This window comes from Amorphus orientalis (assembly GCF_030814015.1).
Taxonomy (GTDB): domain Bacteria; phylum Pseudomonadota; class Alphaproteobacteria; order Rhizobiales; family Amorphaceae; genus Amorphus; species Amorphus orientalis.
Window position 1 is genome coordinate 164845 of the sequence record NZ_JAUSUL010000005.1, and the last position, 18526, is coordinate 183370.

Genomic DNA, 18526 nt, shown 5'->3' on the forward strand with positions numbered 1-18526 from the left:
CCCTCGCCGCCCGCCCCTCACAGCGGCAGCGGCGCCTCCTCCTTCAGCGTTTCCAGCACGATCGATGTCTTAACGTTGAGCACGGAATCGTGGGGCAGCAGCGTCTCGTTGACGAAGCCCGACAGCGCCGCCAGGTCCCGGACCACCACCTTCAGAAGATAGTCCATCTCGCCGGTCAGGGCGTGGGCTTCGAGAACTTCCGGACACCCGCCCACCAGCTGCGCGAAGCGCTGGGCGTTGTCGCGGTTGTGGGTGGCCAGCGTGACGGAGATGAAGGTCGCTAGCCCGTAGCCGGCCTTCTCCCGGTCGAGATGCGCGCCATAGCGTACGATCACGCCGTCCTGTTCCAGCCTTGAACGGCGCCTGGAACACTGGGACGGCGACAGGTTCACCCGCTCCGACAGCTCCGCGTTGGTCAGCCGGCCGTCCGCCTGCAAGGCGGCAAGAATCTTGCGGTCGTAGGCGTCCATACATGATCCGTGCATTTGAGGGTCGAATTGCGCACGCTTTGAGCGAAGAGAGCCGAAAAGACCGCCCATTCGCAAGCACCTTGCGCGCGATTTGCGCGAGACTCGTCCCAAACTTCCAACAGGTGCGCCCGACGCGCCCGGATAAGGAGACCGACCATGGGACCGTTCCCGCATGATGCCCCGCCCGCAGAAATCTCGGCGGAGAACCCGGCCGGCACCGACGGCTTCGAGTTCGTCGAGTTTTCCAGCGACGAGCCGGAGAAGCTGGAAGAGCTGTTCGCGAAGATGGGGTTCGCTCCGGTCGCCCGCCATCGCGAGAAGGCGATCACCGTCTGGCGCCAGGGCGATGTGAACTATCTGCTCAACGCCGAGCCCGGCAGCTTCGGCCGCCGCTTCGTCGACGAGCACGGCCCCTGCGCGCCGTCGATGGCGTGGCGGGTGGTCGACGCCAAACACGCCTTCGACCATGCGGTCGCCCAGGGCGCCACGCCCTATGAAGGCGGCGACAAGAGCCTCGACGTGCCGGCGATCGTCGGCATCGGCGGATCGCTGCTCTATTTCGTCGACCGCTACGGCGACAAGGGCTCGCCTTACGAGGCGGAGTTCGAGTGGCTGGGCGAGGCCGATCCGAAGCCGGAAGGCGTCGGCTTCTATTTCCTCGACCACCTGACCCACAACGTCTATCGCGGCAACATGGACAAGTGGTGGGACTTCTACCGGGAGCTGTTCGGCTTCACCCAGATCCACTTTTTCGACATCGAGGGCAAGCTGACCGGCCTCGTCAGCCGCGCAATCACCTCGCCCTGCGGCAAGATCCGGATTCCGCTGAACGAATCGACAGACGACAAGAGCCAGATCGAGAGCTACCTCAGGAAGTATCGCGGCGAGGGCATCCAGCACATCGCGATCGGCACGGAGTCGATCTACGACGCCACCGACAGGCTTGCCGACAACGGCCTCAAGTTCATGCCCGGCCCGCCGGACACCTACTATGAGAAGTCGTTCGAGCGGGTGAAGGGCCACGACGAACCGGTCGACCGGATGAAGACCCACGGCATCCTGATCGATGGCGAAGGCGTGGTCGGCGGCGGCGAGACCAAGATCCTGCTGCAGATCTTCTCCAAGACCGTGATCGGCCCGATCTTCTTCGAGTTCATCCAGCGCAAGGGCGACAACGGCTTCGGCGAGGGCAATTTCCGGGCCCTGTTCGAATCCATCGAGGAAGAGCAGATCCGCTCCGGCGAGATCTCCGCTTCCGCCGCGGAATAACCCGCCTCTGAAACGATCACCGGCGCGCGCGTGCGCCGGTGGTCTCTACGCTTGCCCCGGGCATCCCGACGTCCCCGGCGGTCACCCGCGCGCGTCCCGCTCCCCCTCCTTTTCCCTTGTGTCTTCCGCTTCCGTTTCTGCGCCTTCCGCCCGCGCCTCTTCCTGCTCTTCCTCCTCCCGCTTTGCCTCGGCCTGTTCGGCGGCCCAGGCGCCGGCCGCTTCCACCGCCACGACGGAGGCGGTCGGCAGCACGCTGATGTAGCTCTCGGTCTCCTCCGCCGACGGGACCGCGCGCTGGGTCATGCGGTAGAGGGCGTAGACCGCGATCGTGGCGAACAGCCCGCCCAGCACCAGCCAGAAGGCGAACGGCCCGCCCCACTGCATCGCCCAGCCGGCGACCAGCGGCCCGAGAATGGCGCCCACCCCGAAGGTGAGCACGAGACCGCCGGACGCCGCCGGCATGTCCTCCGTCGAGAGGAAATCGTTCGTGTAGGCGAGGAACAGCGCATAGAGCGGCGTCGTCACGCCGCCGGCGAAGAAAGCCGAAGCCATCAGCGCCCACAGGCCGCCGCCGAACGTCCAGGCCATCGCGCAGGAGGCCACGCCGATCGCGGCGGCCAGAAAGATGACCTTGCGGCGGTCGATCCGGTCCGAAAGCCAGCCGATCGGAAACTGCAGCAGGAGCGCCCCGCCGAAGAGGGTGGCGACCAGCAGCGCGATCCGGTCCGCCTCCATGCCGATCTGGGTGCCGAAGACCGCCGCCATGCCCGACTGGGTCGCGTAGACGGCGCCCAGCAGAAAGATCCCGACGGTGCCGAGCGGCGAACTCGTGAACAGGGCCCGGAGCCCCATCGGGCGCGTCACGTCGGCGGCCGGGGTCCGGCCGGCGGACAGGAGGATCGGGCCGAACGAGATCGACACCAGGATCGAGGCGCCGATGAACAGCACCGCCGTGGTCGCATCGCCCAGGGTCAGAAGATACTGCGCGCCGATGATGCCCAGCGTCTGCGCGATCATGTAGGCCGAAAGAACCTTGCCCCGGGTCTCGTTGGTGGAGGCGTCGTTCAGCCAGCTCTCTGCCGTGACGTAGATGCCCGACATGCAGAAGCCGATCAGAAGCCGCAGGATGGTCCACGCCCACGGCTCGGCGACCAGCGGAAAGGCGATCAGTCCCGCCGACATGAAGCTGCCAAGCGCGGCGAAGACGCGGACATGCCCCACGCGCCGGATCAGGCGCGGCGTGAGGTTCGCGCCGGACAGGAATCCCGCGAAATAGCCGGACGTGACGATGGCGAGTTCGGCGGCGGAAAATCCCTCGATGCCCCCACGCAGGCCGATCAGCGTGAAGTGCATGCCGTTGCCCAGCATGATGAACACGATGCCGAGCAGAAGCGCCCACACGCCGGACAGGACCGAGAACATTTGGGGTCTCCTGGGATGGGGCCGCACGTCGTCCGGAGCCTGCCATGCAAGCTCCACACCGTCCAGTTGCCGGCAGGGAGCCCGGACCGCTGCCCCACGCCGCCGGGAACCGGCTACGAGGCGCTGCGACCCGCCGTAGGGCCAGCCAGGCTCAGATGATCGCGGCGCGCACCTTTGCGGAGATCCACTCGCTGACCAGGACCGTCGCCAGGATGAGCAGCAGGATGACGGTGACCTGGGGCCAGGCCAGGGTGTTGAGGGAGTTCTGCAACTGCAGCCCGATCCCGCCGGCACCGACGAGGCCCAGCACCGTGCTCTCGCGGATGTTGATGTCCCAGCGGAAGACGGCGATCGCCCAGAAGGCGGGCGCCACCTGGGGCCAGATCCCGAACGCCAGCAACTGGGGCGCGCTCGCGCCGGTCGCGTCGATCGCCTCGATCTGGGCGGCGTCGGTCTCCTCGATCGCTTCGTAGAGCAGCTTGCCGACGAAGCCGATCGACCGCAGGGCGATCGCGATGACGCCGGCCAGCAGTCCCGGCCCGACGATCGAGACCAGAAGCAGCGCCCAGATCAGCGAATTGATCGACCGGGAGGCGACGATGATGAACAGCGCGATGGGCCGGAGCAGGAGCGGGCTCGGCGTCGTGTTGCGCGCGGCCAGAAAGGCGATCGGCGTGGCGATCACGACGCCTGCGGCGGTGCCGAGCGTGGCGATGTTGATCGTGTCCCAGAGCGGACGCCAGAGTTCCGGCAGATAGGCCAGACGCGGCGGCACCATGCGCGACCCGATGTCGGCGGCCTGGCGGGGCGCGTCGTAGACGAAGGCCCAGATCGTGGTCTCCGTCATCACGTACCAGCACCAGACGGTCAGCGCCGTCGCAGCCAGCCAGCCGAGCCACATCACAAGAGCGGCCCGCGGCGTGCGCCGGCGCCACTCCTGACCGGACGGGGTCTGTCGTACGGCCATCACTGCACCCACCTGCGCACGTGGCCCGACAGATACTCCGCCATCATCACGATCCCGATGATGATGAGCAGGATCGCCCCGGCGCTGTCGTATTCGTAACGGTCGATGGCCGTGTTGAGCGTCGCGCCGATGCCGCCCGCCCCGACGATGCCGATCACCGCGCTTTCGCGGAAATTGATGTCGAGCCGGTAGAGCGACAGCCCGATCAGCCGCGGCGTCACCTGGGGCTGGACCGCATAGTTCACCACCTGCAGCCAGGAGGCGCCGGCGACCCGCACGGCCTCCACCTGGGACATGTCGATTTCCTCGATGTCTTCGGCCAGGAGCTTCGCCAGGAACCCGATGGTCGCGAAGCTGAGGGTGACGAAGCCGGCGAACGGTCCGAACCCGAACATCGCGACGAAGAAGATCGCGATGATCACCTCCTGCAGCGACCGGCTGACCGCGATGACCGCTCGGCAGACATAGTAGACGGGCAGCGGCGCGATGTTGCGCGCGGCGCCGACCCCGAACGGGATGGACAGGGCGATCCCGACCACGGTGGACGTCACCGTCATGGTCAGGCTTTCCACCAGCCCCTGGCTGATGTCGCGCCAGCGCGTGGTGAAGTCCGGTCGGAGAAAGCCCTCCACGAACCGCCAGCCCCGGTCGAGGCCCTCCCACACCCTCAGCCAGTTGACCTCGAGCGAGCCGATGGCGAGGAGCAGATAGACGAGGATGCCGATCTGGATGACCGGTCGCCAGACGGGATGTTTCAGGATCTGCGGCGGACGGCGCCAGGTCGTCGGATAGTCGCTCATGCCAGGCCGGCCATCCGGTCCGTCTGGTCCCGCTCGGCGTCGGCGTCCTCGGCGGCCGCCTGGCGCATGGCGGACCAGTCCTCCTCGCCGTAGATCGCCGTCAGTGCGGCGCTGTCGAGGTCGGAGGGCGGACCGTCGAAGACGATCTCGCCGGCGCGCAGTCCGATGATGCGCTGGGTGAACTGCTGGGCCAGAACCACGTCGTGAATGTTGATGATCGCCGGAAGCTCGTGCTCGGCGCAGACCTCGGTGAGAAGACGCATGATCTTCCGGGAAGTCTTCGGATCGAGCGACGCGGTCGGTTCGTCCACAAGCAGAAGCTCGGGCTCCTGGGCGAGCGCCCGGGCGATGCCGACCCGCTGGCGCTGTCCGCCGGACAGGGCGTCGGCGCGGCTGTCAGCCCGGCCCTCCAGCCCGACCCGGTCGAGGAGCCGGAACGCGGTAGCGATGTCGGAGCCCGGGAAGCGGCGCATCCAGCTGCGCCAGAACGAGACGTAGCCGAGCCGGCCGGACAGCACGTTCTCCATCACCGTCAGGCGCTCGACCAGCGCGTATTCCTGGAAGATCATACCGATCCGGCGGCGCGCCCGGCGCAGGGCCGGCTTGCCGAGCGTGGTCAGATCCAGATCGTTGAGCAGGACCCGGCCCGAGGTCGGCTCGACCAGCCGGTTGACGCAGCGGATCAGTGTCGACTTGCCCGCACCCGACGGACCGATAAGGCCGACGACCTGCCCCTTGGGCAGCGTGAAGCTGACGCGCTGCAGCGCCTTGTCGCCCGAACGGTAGGTCTTGGTCAGGTTTTCGACGGTCAGCATTCGATGGTCATGTCCCGGACGGAAAAGGGCGCGGACGGTGCCGCCCGCGCCCCGATCGGTGACGTCGGCCTACTGGCAATCGTAGGTGACGCCGTTGGCCTGGTCGATCTTGCGGATCACGTCCCAGTCGTCCTTGAAGGTGATCTCGATGAACTTCTCTTCACCGTTCTTGCCGAACTCCTCTTCCAGGCCGGTTCCGGCCCAGTCGAAGCTGAAGAACGCGTCGCGGATCTTCTCCTGCAGCTCAGGCGTCAGGTTGTAGACCACGCCGTAGCCGGTCGTCGGGAAGGTCTGCGAGGTGTAGAGGATCTCGAACTGATCGTCCGACACAACGCCGCGCTCGACCATCCGCTTCTTCACCGAATTGGCGACGGTGGCGACCTCGTAGTCCTTGTTCGCGACGCCGAGGATCGAGTTGTCGTGCTTGCCGGAGAACTGGGTGTCGTAGTCCTCACCGGAGATCATGCCGAACTCGGCCTTCATCAGAGCCGTCGGCGCCTTGAAGCCGGAGTTGGAGGTTTGCGACGTGTGGGTCAGGGTCTTGCCCTTGATGTCCGCCACTTCGTCGATGCCGGACCCCGGATAGGTGATGATCTCCATCTCGTAGCCGAACGATCCGTCCTCGCCGGCCATCATGGCGAAGGGCCGGAAACCGGCGCAGGCGACCGCGATCGGGTTCGACCCGGTGTTGAAGCCGGCCACATGCAGGCGTCCGGCGCGCATGGCCTCGATCTGGGCGGCGTTGGACTGGACCGGGAAGAACTGGACCTCCTTGCCGGTCGTCTCCGCCAGATGGTCGAGGAACTCCGACCAGACCTCGCGGTAGACCGCCGGATCCTCGACCGGCGTATAGGCGAAGATCAGCGTGTCCGGATCGATCTGCTCGGAAGCGTCGGACGGGATGTCGGCGACGAGATCGCCATCGGTGTCCTGGAACCGCGAGCCGAGCTGGAAGTCGGCGTGGGCGGGAACTGCGACGGCAAGCGCAATCAGGGCGGAAATGGCAGTGAGGGCTCTCATGATCGTCTCCCTTGGAAAGAGGCTCGCGACACTGCTAACCGGAGTTCACAACACTTCTGTAACAGTGCCGGCTAACCAGTTCCGGCACTGGTGGATCCCTTTCGCGGCCGGCACGGAGTGGAAAGTCGGCGAGCGGTCAGCTACTCAACGGGGAGTTGGGCAACTGCACCGGAGGGGGACGCATGGGACGTTGTGGGGAGTTTTCCGCTGGCTGGCGCAATCGGCGGTCGACGATGAGCCCGGACGTGGAGGGACACCCTGTCCGCCGCTCGCTGTCCCCTGTCGCGCTCATCCTGGCAGCGGCCGTCTGCGCGCCCACCAGCACCTTCGCCCTCGACGGAACATCCTGGCGCGACGCCCCGCGGCCCGAGTTCGTGCTTTTGGGCAAAGGCAACGAAGGCAAGTACGTGGACATGACCGAGGCCGTCACGCTGGGGCCGGAGTGGTCGGTCGCAGCACCAGGCGCGACACGCTGGGGCAGCGATCAGGCGGTCGTTCTGGGCGGCTTCATGAGCAGCATTCCGGCGGTGGAAGTCTTTGCCGACGGGTTCGCAACCTCCACCCGGATCACGCTTTCCCATGAAGAGACGCGCAAGCGGCCCTATGAGGACGAATGGGGCGCCGTTTATCCCTGGAGCCTCCACGCGACCGCATCCGATCGGCCGGTGATCCGGGCATGGCGCGACCGCGAGGAAGGCGTCGTGGTCGACGTGGCGGAGGCTTCCGAGGACCAGGTCACGGCTCGTCTGCTCGGCCCGCGGCTGGGCGCGGCCGACCGCAACGACCGGGTGATCGATCTGGCCCAGGGGCACGGCGTTCGGGCGCTCGCGGTCGAACTCGGTGAGCCCGGCGACATGCGAGTGCGGGTGGCCGTGGCGCGCGCCGAAGCGGAAGCGGAACACACGCTGACGCCCTCGGTATCCGGCGGCCGGGTCATGGCGCTGGACGTGACCCTGACCCCGCGCGACAACGACGGCCGCGATTTTCAGGCAAACACGCTATCGCTGCTTCTGGCCGGCGAACGCCGCACGGACGACGAAGAGCCGACAGCCTTCCGCGACCCCCGCGACAGCGTCGGTTTCCTCGAACTCGTGCAGACGCCGCTGTCGCGCGGCGAGGCTCCGATTTCCCGGATGGCGGTGACCTTTTCCTCCGCCGATATGCTGCCGCGCGACTGGCGTCCCTTCGTCGAGCGTGGCGAGATCCAGGTCCGCCTGGCCGGTGTCCAGACGCTGACCGAGCGTCTGACCGACACCTCGGACGCCGTCCCGGTCTGGCTGGTCTACGAGGTTGAGCTGTCGTCGGAAGCGGCCGACAGTCCGGTCGGCGGTGACGGCGTCCTGATCGCGCGCCTCGACTGGGAGAACGACGAGCTTCGCCTGCGTCACCGACGGGCCATTGTCCTGAACAATTCAGGCTTGCGGCACGCAACCCTGCGAAGCTTCGAGGTCACCGACGATGGCGTGGCCGGCGTGCTGGTCTCGCGCGACTGGGCGCAAATGGGTCCGCGCCAGCAGGTGCTGGCGCTTCTGGCGCCGGACCTTTCGGTGACCGCAGCCCTCGACGCCCGCGAAGTTTTCGAGCGCGATGCGGAGGACCCGGATTACGAGCCGGTCTTCATGAACGCGCTCTTCGTCACGCCGAGCGCCGAACTCGGTCTCGTGACCTCAACGCGCACCTACATGTTCGACAAGTCCCGCGCTGCGATCTATGCCGTGCGCCCGCCCGGCGGATCGGCGCCGGTCGCCAGGACATCCGAGCCCGTGGCCGGCACCATCACCGAGGAGCCGGTGACTGGCACGGTTACCGAAGAAACGGCGGAAGTGGAGATCGCGGAGGAACCACCGGAACGCTCCAACGGCTCGCTGCGTGGGATGACGTCGTACGAGGCGCTCGGCCGGCTTCTGGACGCGCTCGGCGACCTGGAAGCGGCCGAACCGTTCTACAGCGAGGTTGCCCCCTGCCCGGAGCTTCTGCCGGTGCCTTCCGCGTCCGATCCGACCACGTCCCGCGTCGCTTTCGTGGAATCGTACAACGCACGGCGCGACTGTCTGATGGACCGCAAGACGGTGTTCTTCGAGGAGTTCGACCAGGCAATGGAGCTGGTCCAGCGCGCCAAGGACGTATCGTGGGCCTGGGACGTCCAGCCGCGTGACGTGCGCAACGGCTACGTCCTCCGCTGGAACAGGTCGATCGACCGCCACAACGCGGAGAAGCGGGACGCCGAGGAGGTCATCAACAGGATCGAGAGCGACCTTGAGGCCGCGCTCACCGAATACGATCAGTTGCCGTGAGTCTGTTCCTCTCGGCTCCGACCTCGCCGTGCGGACGCAAACGGCTCTGGCGTCAGTCGAGATCCTTGCGCATGGTCGCCATGCCCTGACGGCGGCTGAGTTCCTCGTAGCCGGCCCCGTCATAAAGCCGCATGGCGGCCTCGTTGTCCGTTTCCGCCTTCAGCGTGATGGACAATGCGCCAAGCTCGCGCGCGGCTTCCTCGGCGATTTCCGTCAGCCGCACGCCGGCGCCGCCCCGGCTTTCCGGCTCGACGAACACATAGACCAGATGCCGGACTTCCGGCCCGATCCCAACGCGCAGCGCGAAGAAGCCGACCTCCCGGTCGTTCTCGTCCACCAGATAGAAAGACGCGTCGTCGGGCTCGTTCAGCCACTTCTCCTGCCATTCGAGCGGATCGAACGGATACTTGGCATTCGGATTGATGAGAGCGATGTCCTCTTCCTCGACGAGAAGCCGGGCCAGAGGAGCGAGATCGAACGGCTGATTGCGCCGGACGCGGAGGTCGGACATGAAGGTCACCTGACGGTTCGGGATAGCTGCGGACGGGCGGCGCACGCCCTTCCCATCCGCGTTCGGGTCCATCGGGTGACACCCCCTAGCAAGATCCGACCGGGCTTGACCACCCGCCGTGACCGCGGAACTCGCCCGCCCCGGTCCTATTGCGGAGCGGCTTCCTCGCCGAGCCGCGTGACCTGGAGCGTCACCGGACCGCCGAGCCCGCGCACCTCCAGTTCCGTGCCCTCGCGCACCGGCACCCGGACCGGCTCGCCGCTGTCCAGCGTGTAGACGGTTCCGTCGACCCGGAGACGGAACGGGCCGTCGCCGTCGATCAGCACACCCACCGCGCCGCCTGAAGCCGGGTCCGGCACGCCGGTCCAGCTGGTCGGGACGGAGACCGACTGCGGTTCGCCCAGACGGGTGACCTGCATGGTCGCGCTGCCCCGCAGGGCCTCGATGACACCCCGGCTCTCCAGCCAGTAATAGGCTGCACCGCCGCCGCCCACGAGCAGAAGCAGGATGATGGCGAGCGCGATCAGTCCGCCCCAGCCGCGGCGTCGCCGTTCGCGCGGCCGCTCCTCGGTCTCCAGCATGAATGCATCGATGGAAGACCGGTCCGACCCCTGCTCCTCGCCGTCATCCTCCTCGTAGGTCTCGTCGTGATCCGCAACGGGACCCGGCGCAGGCGGGCTCGGCGCGACCCGGCGCTGGGCGCTGGCGCGGCGCCGGCGGCCCCTGCGTGGTTCGCGCTCCGGATCCGGAAGCGGTGCGGCCGGCGCGGCATCCGCATCGGCGTGGGGGTCGGCAGCCGCCGGCTCGGGCGCTGCCGGCTCCGGGCGCGGGGCGCCGGGCACGCGCACGTCCGGCGCGCCGACGCGCCGGGCCGCGGGCTCGGCCGATCCGAGCGTGGGCTCGATGCGGCGGCCGGCAGGCTCCGGGGCGGGCTTCGGTGTCCGCTCGACGCGCGGAGCCGCATCGATATCCGGGTCGGCGCGGCGGCCGCGAACTCCGCTCAGATCCCCGGTCGCGGCTGCCGGTTCCGGTGCCGGAGCCGGAGCAGGTTCGTCCACGGGGACGGCCAGCGGAATGGGGCCGTCGGGATCGCTCGACCGGTCCTCCGGCTCCTCGACATAGACGAGATCCGTCGGCTCGTCGTCTTCGCGCTCGTCCGGTGCCTGATCGTAACCGGCATCGTCCGTTGCCTGCTCCCCGGTATAGGTGTCCCGCTCGTCCTCCAGCTGGGCAGCGCTGTCCAGCGGCACGGCCGAGCGGAACGCCCCGCAATAGGGACAGCTCAGGACGGGCCGGACCAGCGGCTCCCCGCAGGCGTTGCAGCGAAATCGGGCAGTTTTCACCAAATCGTCTCCAGTCGGCGCCTCGACGCACTTTCGTCGGCGGACCCTGTCGCTCCGCCATCTGGCGCTCGTGACATGGAACCTCTAAGCCGAATCAGGGAAAAGGTGTGGCAAAGCAACCGTTGATGCGCGGATTTTTGGTCTGCGGACGCTATTTTCCAGCGCTCGCCCTGGCCGAACCGCACCGAGGCGGGATCCCTCGCCCGACGGCGGCGGCCTTCTCCCGCGCCGAGCGATGTCAGTCGGCCCGTGTCTCCTCCTCGGGATCGGCCTTCTCCACCCGGACCGCTGCGCCCGGCTTGGTCGGCACGAGCGCGCGAACGTCTCCGTGAATGTCGGCGAAGACGTTGCAGGGCTCCGCCAGCCGGATCTCGTCGGGCGCGGAGATCGGCGTCGGACCGAAGCCGATGGCGATGATCTGGCCGTCCGGCCAGAAAGCCACTTCCCCGGCTTCGACCGTCTCGCGGGCATCGCGCTCCAGGTCCGGAGATAGGCCGGTACTGAAATAGACCTCTTCGCCCCAGATCGAAGCGTCGCCGGTCAGCGGCAGCGCTTCCCAGACGGCATCCGCGGTGGGCGTGTCGCGCAGATCCGCCAGAAGCACCACGTCGCCGATGGTCATCTGAATGGCTCGCATGAAGACCTCCTGCGTGTCGTCGGTTGAAGCCGCATCCGCTCAGGGCCTGAGCGCCGCCCGCAGCGCCTCGGGATCGGGCAGGCCCTTGACCTCCATCTCCGGCCTGTCGCCCGCCGTGTAGATGCGCAGGGTTCCCACGTTCAGCAGGCGGTCGGGCAGTGACTGGTCGACCTTCACGGTCCGGATGGACTGCAGTTCGATCTCGGTGTGCTCCTTGGACAGGATCCCCCGGTCGAGCGCCACCCGGTCGCCATCGACGGTGACCGTCGTCGTACGATGGATCAGCCACCAGACGACCAGCGCCACGATGCCGATCCCGAGCGGGATCAGGATCACGCACAGGATGAACGTGAGCGGCCGGCTTTTGAACATCGAGGGGTGGGCTTGATAGCGGACAGGCATGGCGGACGGGACTCCTCGCGCGGCATGTTGCAGGACAACGCACGGCGCGAGGATGCGTTCGCTTTGGGGCGCGAGCGCGACAGGCAGATCCGCGTCATCCGCCCGCCGGACGTTGGGCGTCAACGCGCGTCATGACGCATGCCCGGTGGCGCTCGGCGGCTCCGTACAGCTATTCCGATGAGCGCCTCAGTGCAGCAGCGCCATCGCGTCGACCTGGCGCCATTCCCGGTCGCCGACGAGCCGCCGATAGGCCACCTCGACGGAATGGAGCGGACCGTCGAGCTCACGGCGCCAGAACTCAAGGAAGCGGGTGAGCTCCGGAAACTGCGGCGCGAGATCGTACTCCTGCCACAGATAGGTCTGCAGCAGCGTGGGGTGATCCGGCATCCGGTAGAGGATCTTGGCGGTGGTCAGACCGTATCCGTCGAGCTGGCGGTCGAAGCTGGAATCGATCATCGGGTCCCTCTGCTCTTGTCGATGACCCTGAAATGGTGCATTGCAACCGCGGCAAAGGCAAGCCGGCTTTCGATTATACTTCATTGAAATCAGATAGTTAGCAACACTCCTCCGTGGCTGCTGCCAGCAGCTGGCAGGCGCGGCAACCGTTGGCGCGCGCGGCTGTTAGCACTTTCTTCTGGCGAGTGCCAAAAAAGTGTGGCAGGTACCTTGATACCGGTGATGGGACATCCCATTTCACCGCCGCACGGCCCCCGTGCCGCATCAGGACGGGCCGGCCGTGAGGAGGAACTCACCTTGCGAAAATCGCATCTGGTTCATTAGGAGGAACAGAGCATGACGTTCCGGCCGCTTCACGACCGTGTGGTCGTGCGCCGCATCGAGTCCGACACCAAGACCGCCGGCGGCATCATCATCCCCGACACTGCCAAGGAAAAGCCCCAGGAAGGCGAAGTCGTCGCCGTGGGTCCGGGCGCCCGTAACGAGGCCGGCGAGATCGTCGCCCTCGACGTCAAGGCCGGCGACCGCATCCTGTTCGGCAAGTGGTCGGGCACCGAGGTCAAGATCGACGGCGAGGATCTCCTGATCATGAAGGAGTCCGACATCATGGGCGTCATCGAAGGCGCCGCCGCTGCCAAGGCCGCTGCATAAGCGCCGGATCCACGCAGTCTCTCAACGGAGAACAAAAACTATGGCTGCCAAGGAAGTTAAGTTTTCCACCTCCGCCCGCGACAAGATGCTGAAGGGCGTCGACACGCTGGCGAATGCGGTGAAGGTGACGCTCGGTCCGAAGGGCCGCAACGTCGTCATCGAAAAGTCGTTCGGTGCGCCCCGCATCACCAAGGACGGCGTGACGGTCGCCAAGGAAATCGAGCTTGAGGACAAGTTCGAGAACATGGGCGCCCAGATGGTCCGCGAGGTCGCCTCGAAGACCAACGATCTGGCCGGCGACGGCACCACCACCGCCACCGTGCTCGCCCAGGCGATCGTCCGCGAGGGCGCCAAGGCGGTCACCGCCGGCATGAACCCGATGGACCTGAAGCGCGGCATCGACACCGCCGTCGAGGCGATCGTCGCCGACCTGAAGGCCCGGGCCAAGGACATCTCCTCCAACTCCGAGATCGCCCAGGTCGGCACCATCTCCGCCAACGGCGACACCGAGGTCGGACAGTTCCTGGCGGAAGCCATGGAGAAGGTCGGCAACGAGGGCGTGATCACCGTCGAGGAAGCCAAGTCGCTCGAGACCGAGCTCGAGGTCGTCGAGGGCATGCAGTTCGACCGCGGCTATCTCTCCCCCTACTTCGTCACCGACGCCGAGAAGATGCGGGTCGAGCTTGAGGATCCGTACATCCTCATCCACGAGAAGAAGCTCTCCAACCTGCAGGCGATCCTGCCGGTGCTGGAAGCCGTGGTGCAGTCCGGCCGTCCGCTGCTGATCATCGCCGAGGACGTCGAGGGCGAGGCGCTTGCCACGCTCGTGGTCAACAAGCTCCGTGGCGGCCTGAAGGTCGCGGCCGTGAAGGCGCCGGGCTTCGGTGATCGCCGCAAGGCCATGCTGCAGGACATCGCCGTCCTGACCGGCGGCACCGTGGTCTCCGAGGACGTGGGCATCAAGCTCGAGAACGTCACCGTCGACATGCTCGGCCGCGCCAAGAAGATCTCCATCACCAAGGACGAGACCACTGTCGTCGACGGCGTTGGCGAGAAGGCCGACATCGAGGCCCGCGTGGCCCAGATCAAGGCCCAGATCGAGGAGACCACCTCCGACTACGACCGTGAGAAGCTCCAGGAGCGCCTGGCCAAGCTCGCCGGCGGCGTCGCGGTGATCCGCGTCGGCGGTGCGACCGAGGTCGAGGTGAAGGAGAAGAAGGACCGCGTCGACGACGCCCTTCACGCCACCCGCGCGGCGGTCGAGGAAGGCATCGTTCCGGGCGGCGGCGTCGCCCTGCTGCGCGCCACGAAGGCGCTCGAGGCCCTGAAGCCGGCCAACGCCGATCAAAAGGCCGGCATCGAGATGGTCCGCAAGGCCATCCAGGCTCCGGCCCGCCAGATCGCCCAGAATGCGGGCGAGGACGGCTCGGTCATCGTCGGCAAGATCCTCGAGAACGCCGACGCCGCCTTCGGCTGGAACGCCCAGTCGGGCGAGTACGGCGACCTCTACAAGATGGGCATCATCGACCCGACCAAGGTCGTGCGCACCGCCCTTCAGGACGCCGCTTCCGTCGCGTCGCTGCTCATCACCACCGAGGCGATGGTCGCGGAGAAGCCGAAGAAGGACTCCGCCCCGGCGATGCCCGGCGGCATGGGCGACATGGACTTCTGATCCAGTTGGCTGACGGGGCCGGCTCGCCCGGTCCCTTCACCTGGAAGATCCGAGAGGCGCGGGAGCGATCCCGCGCCTTTTTTATTCGACCGCGCCGGCCGTCGCGGCCTCAGACCACGCCCGGCCGCGCATAGACCCGCAGCCGGTGGCCGTCGGGATCCCTGCCCACGAACGACCGGCCGAACCCCAGGGTCGTGGGCGACAGCGCGATGTCGACGCCCCTGTCCGACCAGACGCCGAAGATCTCGTCCACGGTCCCGGTGTCGTCCACCTGGAAGCCGATCTCGGAGCCGCCCACCTCCGATGTGGCCGCCGGCGCCACCGCGTCGCGCTTCCACAGGCCGAGATTGAGGCCGGATGGCAGCGCCATGAGCGCGAAGCCGGGCTCCGCATGAAGCGTCTCCAGTTCCAGCGTCCCCGCATAGAACCGGACACTCGCCTCGACGTCCTTCACGTAGAGAATGATGTTGTTCGCGTCGCTCACAGTCGCCTCCTGGTGAGAAAGAACCACGAGGCGGACGCTACCGCCCTCCGCTGCCAGAATTTGTCAGCATCATTCGGCGGCCCGCCGATCGCGCCACTCCTTCAGAAGAACGGCGCGCCGGCGGGGATAGCGTTCGCCGAGCGGATCGGCCGAGGCGATCCGGTCGGTCCGGAAGCTGCGGAAATCGTTGCGCAGCTCGCACCAGGTGGTGAGCAGCCGGACCCGGTCGAAGAAGGCCAGCGCGAACGGCCAGACGATCCGCTCGGTCCTCTCGCCGGTCTCCTTGCTGTAGACGATCCTGAGCTTGCGCTCGGCCCGGATGGCGGCCCTCAGATCCGCCTGGTCGACCACGTCGACAGGAGCAGCCGCCCCTGGGCCGACCACGAGACCGGAGGTTTCCAGATCGTCGCGCAGGTCGCTCGGCAGCACGGCGGCGATCCGCACCAGCGCGCTCTTCGCCGCCTCGCTGAGGCGCGGGTCGGCCCGGTCGGCCACCCAGCGCGATCCCAGCACCAGCGCCTCGATCTCCTCCGGGGAGAACATCAGCGGCGGCAGCAGGAACCCGGGCTTGAGCACGTAGCCGACACCGGGCTCGCCTTCGATGTGAGCACCGAGCGACTGCAGGCTCGCGATGTCGCGGTAAAGCGTCCTGAGGCTCACGCCGAGACCGTCCGCCAGCACCTGCCCCCTCACGGGACGGCGGTGGGCGCGCAGCAGATCGAGCAGATCGAAGAGCCGTTCGGACCGGGACATCCCCCATTATGCCACTCCCCTGCTGACAATACATGTCAGCATACCGCGGAGACCGACACAGATCGCGCCGGATCCCCCCTGCCGGCGCCGTCCCACTCCCTGTTCGATGCCCGTGCGTCATTTTGGCCACCCGAAACAGCCGTCCGAGGGTGTAAGGAGGGACTCGCCAGGGAGACGAAAATCAAATCATTCCAATAGGTTGGAATGATTTCAATCTGCTAGTCACAGGCGCCGACCCGACCCCGGGGAGCGCAGAGGAGATCGCAGATGAGGATCACGCGACGCAGCTTTCTCCGCACCAGCGGCCTCGTTGCCGCCTGCGGCGCCGGCCTCGGCCTCGCCGGCCGCTATGGCGGCGCCTTGGCCGAGGCGCCGATGGACCTGACGGCCCGCAGGACGTCCGCGGTCCTCGACGGCTCCTCCCTCACCGAGGGCGTGATGACCTGGAACGAGGGGCCGCTGCCGCCGGTGATCCGGGTCCGGCAGGGCGCGCCGTTCTCCGCCCGCCTCGTCAATGCCCTGGACGAACCGACCACGATCCACTGGCACGGGCTCCGGATTCCCAACGCCATGGACGGGGTGCCCTTCCTGACCCAGCCCTATGTCTATGAGGGCGACAGCTTCGACTATGCCTTCACGCCGCCGGACGCCGGCACGTTCTGGTACCATCCCCACTGCAACACGCTGACCCAGCTCGGTCACGGGCTGGCCGGCCTGTTCATCGTGGAGAACCCGGACGATCCCGTGTTCGACGACGAGATCGCGCTCAACATCCGCGACTGGCGGCTCGACGGCAAAGGCCGGTTCATCGCCCAGTTCAAGCCGCGCGACGCCGCGCGCTCGGGCACCTTCGGAACGGTGCGGACGACCAACTGGACGCCGGAGCCGATCTACGACGCGCCCGCCGGTGGCCTGGTGCGCGTGCGCGCGGCCATCACCGACGTCACCCGCATCTGCCGCTTCGAGCTGGAGGGCGCCGACGCAAAGGTCATCGCCATCGACGGCTATCCGGTCCCTGACCCCTTCGCGTTCGACGAGATCACGCTCGGGCCCGGCCAGCGGCTCGATCTGGTCGTCCGCATGCCGGACGAGGAAGGTGCCATCGCACGGCTGATCAACGAACGCACGACCAGTCCGTACGCCATCGCCCAGTTCCGCGCCGTCGGAAGCAGCCTCAACCGCGATCTGCGGGAGGTGACAGCGCTGCCGGACAACCCGGTCGCCGAACCCGACCTTGACGATGCGACGGTGCTGCCGCTGGAGCTGTCGGCAACGGCCGAGGAGGCGCCGGCCAAGGGCAGTATCTGCGGGTCGCTCGGCTACAATTTCTGGGCCATCAACAAGGTGCCGTGGTCGGGCGATTCCGCCGATCCCCACGAACCGCTCTACGAGCTGAAACAGGGCCGCTCCTACGTTCTGGACATGGTCAACAGGACGCCGCACCTGCACCCGATCCACCTGCACGGCCTCGCCTTCAAGCCGATCCGCTCCTCTGACGGTCCGGTCGCGCCGCGCTACACCGACACCTACCTGATCAACCCGGACGAGCGGGTGCAGCTCGCGCTCAAGGCCGACAATCCCGGCGACTGGGTGTTCCACTGCCACATCATCGAGCACCAGAAGACCGGTATGACCGGCTTCTTCCGGGTGGTGTAACGGACCCGGTCCAGGCCGCAACCCGCCCCGCCCGTCAGCCCGGCGCCCTCACCCGACTGAAGTCGCTACCGACCGGCAACCGCGTCGGCGATCCGCCGCAGCGCGTCCAGATCCCCGCCCGAGATGGTCCGGTGATTGGCCTCGATCACGTCGGCCGGCCAGTCCCACCAGCTTATCTCCTGGAGCGCCGTGATGGTCGCGTCGTCGAAGCGGCGGCGGACCGGCACGGCCGGATTGCCGGCGACGATCGTATAGGCCGGCACGTCGCGGGTGATGACCGAGCGTGCCGCGCAGATGACGCCGTCGCCGATGGTGACGCCCGGCATCACCAGACAGTCCATCCCCATCCAGACATCGTTGCCGACCACCGTGTCGCCCTTGCGGCCGGGAATGTCGAACAGCGCCAGAATGTCGTCCCGGCTCATGTCCGGCGTCAGCATGAAGGTGGCGAACGGATAGGTGGAAAACCCGCTCATGTCGTGGTTGGCGGAGCTTGTGATGAAGCGCACGCCGTGAGCGAACTGGCAGAACTTGCCGATCACCAGCTTTTCCGGGCTGAGCGGAAACAGATACGGGGCCATGTAGGCGGCGTAGTCCGGCAGGACCAGGAAGTTGTGATAGTAGCTGAAGTCGCCGACCTCGATGCGCGGATGGTCGATGACGGCCTTCAGATGCACCGTCTGCTCCACGACCATGCCGTCGGGCATCGTCATCGGGTTCTTTTTGGCGGGGTCGAGCAGCGGCACGGGCATCTCCTGACGGTCGGACGGCCTCCGCAGGCGGGCGCGGAGCCGGTCTGACTACAGAAGGGGATGCGCGGTGTCGAGCAGAACGGTGCCGACGAACCAGTGGCGTTGTTCACGGGCCACTGTCGAACTGGCACGACCCCAGCCCCTTGTTCCGC

At 67.2% G+C, this 18526-nt stretch carries 19 protein-coding genes; 5 read left to right on the plus strand and 14 right to left on the minus strand.

The window, feature by feature from the left end; all coding sequences use genetic code 11:
* Positions 1-17: 17 nt before the first annotated feature.
* Positions 18-470 (minus strand): Lrp/AsnC family transcriptional regulator, encoded by a 453-nt coding sequence (locus J2S73_RS19525; RefSeq protein WP_370874472.1) that lies wholly within the window; start codon positions 468-470, stop codon positions 18-20.
* A 156-nt stretch (positions 471-626) separates the two neighbouring features.
* On the opposite strand from J2S73_RS19525, the gene hppD reads away from it, so the two are divergent.
* Entirely contained in the window at positions 627-1739 is a 1113-nt protein-coding gene (gene hppD / locus J2S73_RS19530) for a 4-hydroxyphenylpyruvate dioxygenase (RefSeq protein ID WP_306887360.1), read from the plus strand.
* An 81-nt stretch (positions 1740-1820) separates the two neighbouring features.
* Here the strand turns inward: hppD and J2S73_RS19535 are convergent, their stop codons facing one another.
* From J2S73_RS19535 to phnD, 5 genes are all read right to left on the minus strand, one after another.
* Positions 1821-3161 (minus strand): MFS transporter, encoded by a 1341-nt coding sequence (locus tag J2S73_RS19535; protein ID WP_306887361.1) that lies wholly within the window; start codon positions 3159-3161, stop codon positions 1821-1823.
* 151 nt (positions 3162-3312) lie between these two features.
* Positions 3313-4128, minus strand: a complete 816-nt coding sequence (gene phnE / locus J2S73_RS19540) for a phosphonate ABC transporter, permease protein PhnE (protein ID WP_306887362.1) — start codon at positions 4126-4128, stop codon at positions 3313-3315.
* On the minus strand, positions 4128-4928 hold the full coding sequence (gene phnE / locus J2S73_RS19545) for a phosphonate ABC transporter, permease protein PhnE (protein ID WP_306887363.1): 801 nt from the start codon (positions 4926-4928) through the stop codon (positions 4128-4130). Before phnE (J2S73_RS19545) ends, phnE (J2S73_RS19540) begins: the two co-directional genes overlap by 1 nt.
* A complete protein-coding gene (gene phnC / locus J2S73_RS19550; RefSeq protein WP_306887364.1) occupies positions 4925-5743 on the minus strand; it encodes a phosphonate ABC transporter ATP-binding protein in 819 nt (272 codons plus the stop codon). Before phnC ends, phnE (J2S73_RS19545) begins: the two co-directional genes overlap by 4 nt.
* Positions 5744-5812: 69 nt before the next feature.
* Positions 5813-6763, minus strand: coding sequence for a phosphate/phosphite/phosphonate ABC transporter substrate-binding protein (gene phnD / locus J2S73_RS19555; protein WP_306887365.1), 951 nt, complete (start codon positions 6761-6763; stop codon positions 5813-5815).
* A 182-nt stretch (positions 6764-6945) separates the two neighbouring features.
* On the opposite strand from phnD, the gene J2S73_RS19560 reads away from it, so the two are divergent.
* Positions 6946-9057 (plus strand): hypothetical protein, encoded by a 2112-nt coding sequence (locus tag J2S73_RS19560; protein WP_306887366.1) that lies wholly within the window; start codon positions 6946-6948, stop codon positions 9055-9057.
* A gap of 52 nt (positions 9058-9109) precedes the next feature.
* Here the strand turns inward: J2S73_RS19560 and J2S73_RS19565 are convergent, their stop codons facing one another.
* The 5 genes from J2S73_RS19565 to J2S73_RS19585 form a co-directional block, all read right to left on the minus strand.
* The gene (locus tag J2S73_RS19565) at positions 9110-9568 is read right to left on the minus strand and encodes a GNAT family N-acetyltransferase (protein WP_306887367.1); all 459 of its coding nucleotides are present in this window, start codon (positions 9566-9568) and stop codon (positions 9110-9112) included.
* 146 nt (positions 9569-9714) lie between these two features.
* Positions 9715-10911: a hypothetical protein gene (locus J2S73_RS19570; RefSeq protein WP_306887368.1), complete on the minus strand. Its 1197-nt coding sequence runs from the start codon at positions 10909-10911 to the stop codon at positions 9715-9717.
* 238 nt (positions 10912-11149) lie between these two features.
* Entirely contained in the window at positions 11150-11548 is a 399-nt protein-coding gene (locus tag J2S73_RS19575) for a cyclophilin-like fold protein (protein WP_306887369.1), read from the minus strand.
* Positions 11549-11587: 39 nt separating this feature from the next.
* Positions 11588-11950: a PH domain-containing protein gene (locus tag J2S73_RS19580; protein ID WP_306887370.1), complete on the minus strand. Its 363-nt coding sequence runs from the start codon at positions 11948-11950 to the stop codon at positions 11588-11590.
* Positions 11951-12136: 186 nt separating this feature from the next.
* The gene (locus tag J2S73_RS19585) at positions 12137-12406 is read right to left on the minus strand and encodes an usg protein (RefSeq protein WP_306887371.1); all 270 of its coding nucleotides are present in this window, start codon (positions 12404-12406) and stop codon (positions 12137-12139) included.
* Between the two features lie 336 nt (positions 12407-12742).
* Between J2S73_RS19585 and groES the strand changes: the two genes are divergently transcribed.
* Together groES and groL are read left to right on the plus strand one after the other, a co-directional pair.
* Positions 12743-13057, plus strand: coding sequence for a co-chaperone GroES (gene groES, locus J2S73_RS19590; RefSeq protein ID WP_306887372.1), 315 nt, complete (start codon positions 12743-12745; stop codon positions 13055-13057).
* A gap of 40 nt (positions 13058-13097) precedes the next feature.
* Positions 13098-14729, plus strand: coding sequence for a chaperonin GroEL (gene groL, locus J2S73_RS19595; RefSeq protein WP_306887373.1), 1632 nt, complete (start codon positions 13098-13100; stop codon positions 14727-14729).
* Between the two features lie 109 nt (positions 14730-14838).
* Here groL and J2S73_RS19600 read toward each other — a convergent pair whose 3' ends face one another.
* Entirely contained in the window at positions 14839-15213 is a 375-nt protein-coding gene (locus J2S73_RS19600) for a VOC family protein (RefSeq protein WP_306887374.1), read from the minus strand.
* Between the two features lie 69 nt (positions 15214-15282).
* Positions 15283-15966, minus strand: a complete 684-nt coding sequence (locus J2S73_RS19605; protein WP_306887375.1) for a helix-turn-helix transcriptional regulator — start codon at positions 15964-15966, stop codon at positions 15283-15285.
* A 267-nt stretch (positions 15967-16233) separates the two neighbouring features.
* On the opposite strand from J2S73_RS19605, the gene J2S73_RS19610 reads away from it, so the two are divergent.
* Positions 16234-17622: a multicopper oxidase family protein gene (locus tag J2S73_RS19610; RefSeq protein WP_306887376.1), complete on the plus strand. Its 1389-nt coding sequence runs from the start codon at positions 16234-16236 to the stop codon at positions 17620-17622.
* Between the two features lie 65 nt (positions 17623-17687).
* Here J2S73_RS19610 and J2S73_RS19615 read toward each other — a convergent pair whose 3' ends face one another.
* Positions 17688-18368 (minus strand): CatB-related O-acetyltransferase, encoded by a 681-nt coding sequence (locus J2S73_RS19615; RefSeq protein WP_306887377.1) that lies wholly within the window; start codon positions 18366-18368, stop codon positions 17688-17690.
* Positions 18369-18526: the final 158 nt, after the last annotated feature.

Bases quoted from the DNA above. Each gene is read 5' to 3' on its own strand.
- J2S73_RS19525 (WP_370874472.1), bottom strand. From the start codon at position 470: ATGGACGCCTACGACCGCAAGATTCTTGCCGCCTTGCAGGCGGACGGC.
- hppD (WP_306887360.1), top strand. From the start codon at position 627: ATGGGACCGTTCCCGCATGATGCCCCGCCCGCAGAAATCTCGGCGGAG.
- J2S73_RS19535 (WP_306887361.1), bottom strand. From the start codon at position 3,161: ATGTTCTCGGTCCTGTCCGGCGTGTGGGCGCTTCTGCTCGGCATCGTG.
- phnE (WP_306887362.1), bottom strand. From the start codon at position 4,128: ATGGCCGTACGACAGACCCCGTCCGGTCAGGAGTGGCGCCGGCGCACG.
- phnE (WP_306887363.1), bottom strand. From the start codon at position 4,928: ATGAGCGACTATCCGACGACCTGGCGCCGTCCGCCGCAGATCCTGAAA.
- phnC (WP_306887364.1), bottom strand. From the start codon at position 5,743: ATGCTGACCGTCGAAAACCTGACCAAGACCTACCGTTCGGGCGACAAG.
- phnD (WP_306887365.1), bottom strand. From the start codon at position 6,763: ATGAGAGCCCTCACTGCCATTTCCGCCCTGATTGCGCTTGCCGTCGCA.
- J2S73_RS19560 (WP_306887366.1), top strand. From the start codon at position 6,946: ATGGGACGTTGTGGGGAGTTTTCCGCTGGCTGGCGCAATCGGCGGTCG.
- J2S73_RS19565 (WP_306887367.1), bottom strand. From the start codon at position 9,568: ATGTCCGACCTCCGCGTCCGGCGCAATCAGCCGTTCGATCTCGCTCCT.
- J2S73_RS19575 (WP_306887369.1), bottom strand. From the start codon at position 11,548: ATGCGAGCCATTCAGATGACCATCGGCGACGTGGTGCTTCTGGCGGAT.
- J2S73_RS19580 (WP_306887370.1), bottom strand. From the start codon at position 11,950: ATGCCTGTCCGCTATCAAGCCCACCCCTCGATGTTCAAAAGCCGGCCG.
- J2S73_RS19585 (WP_306887371.1), bottom strand. From the start codon at position 12,406: ATGATCGATTCCAGCTTCGACCGCCAGCTCGACGGATACGGTCTGACC.
- groES (WP_306887372.1), top strand. From the start codon at position 12,743: ATGACGTTCCGGCCGCTTCACGACCGTGTGGTCGTGCGCCGCATCGAG.
- groL (WP_306887373.1), top strand. From the start codon at position 13,098: ATGGCTGCCAAGGAAGTTAAGTTTTCCACCTCCGCCCGCGACAAGATG.
- J2S73_RS19605 (WP_306887375.1), bottom strand. From the start codon at position 15,966: ATGTCCCGGTCCGAACGGCTCTTCGATCTGCTCGATCTGCTGCGCGCC.
- J2S73_RS19610 (WP_306887376.1), top strand. From the start codon at position 16,234: ATGAGGATCACGCGACGCAGCTTTCTCCGCACCAGCGGCCTCGTTGCC.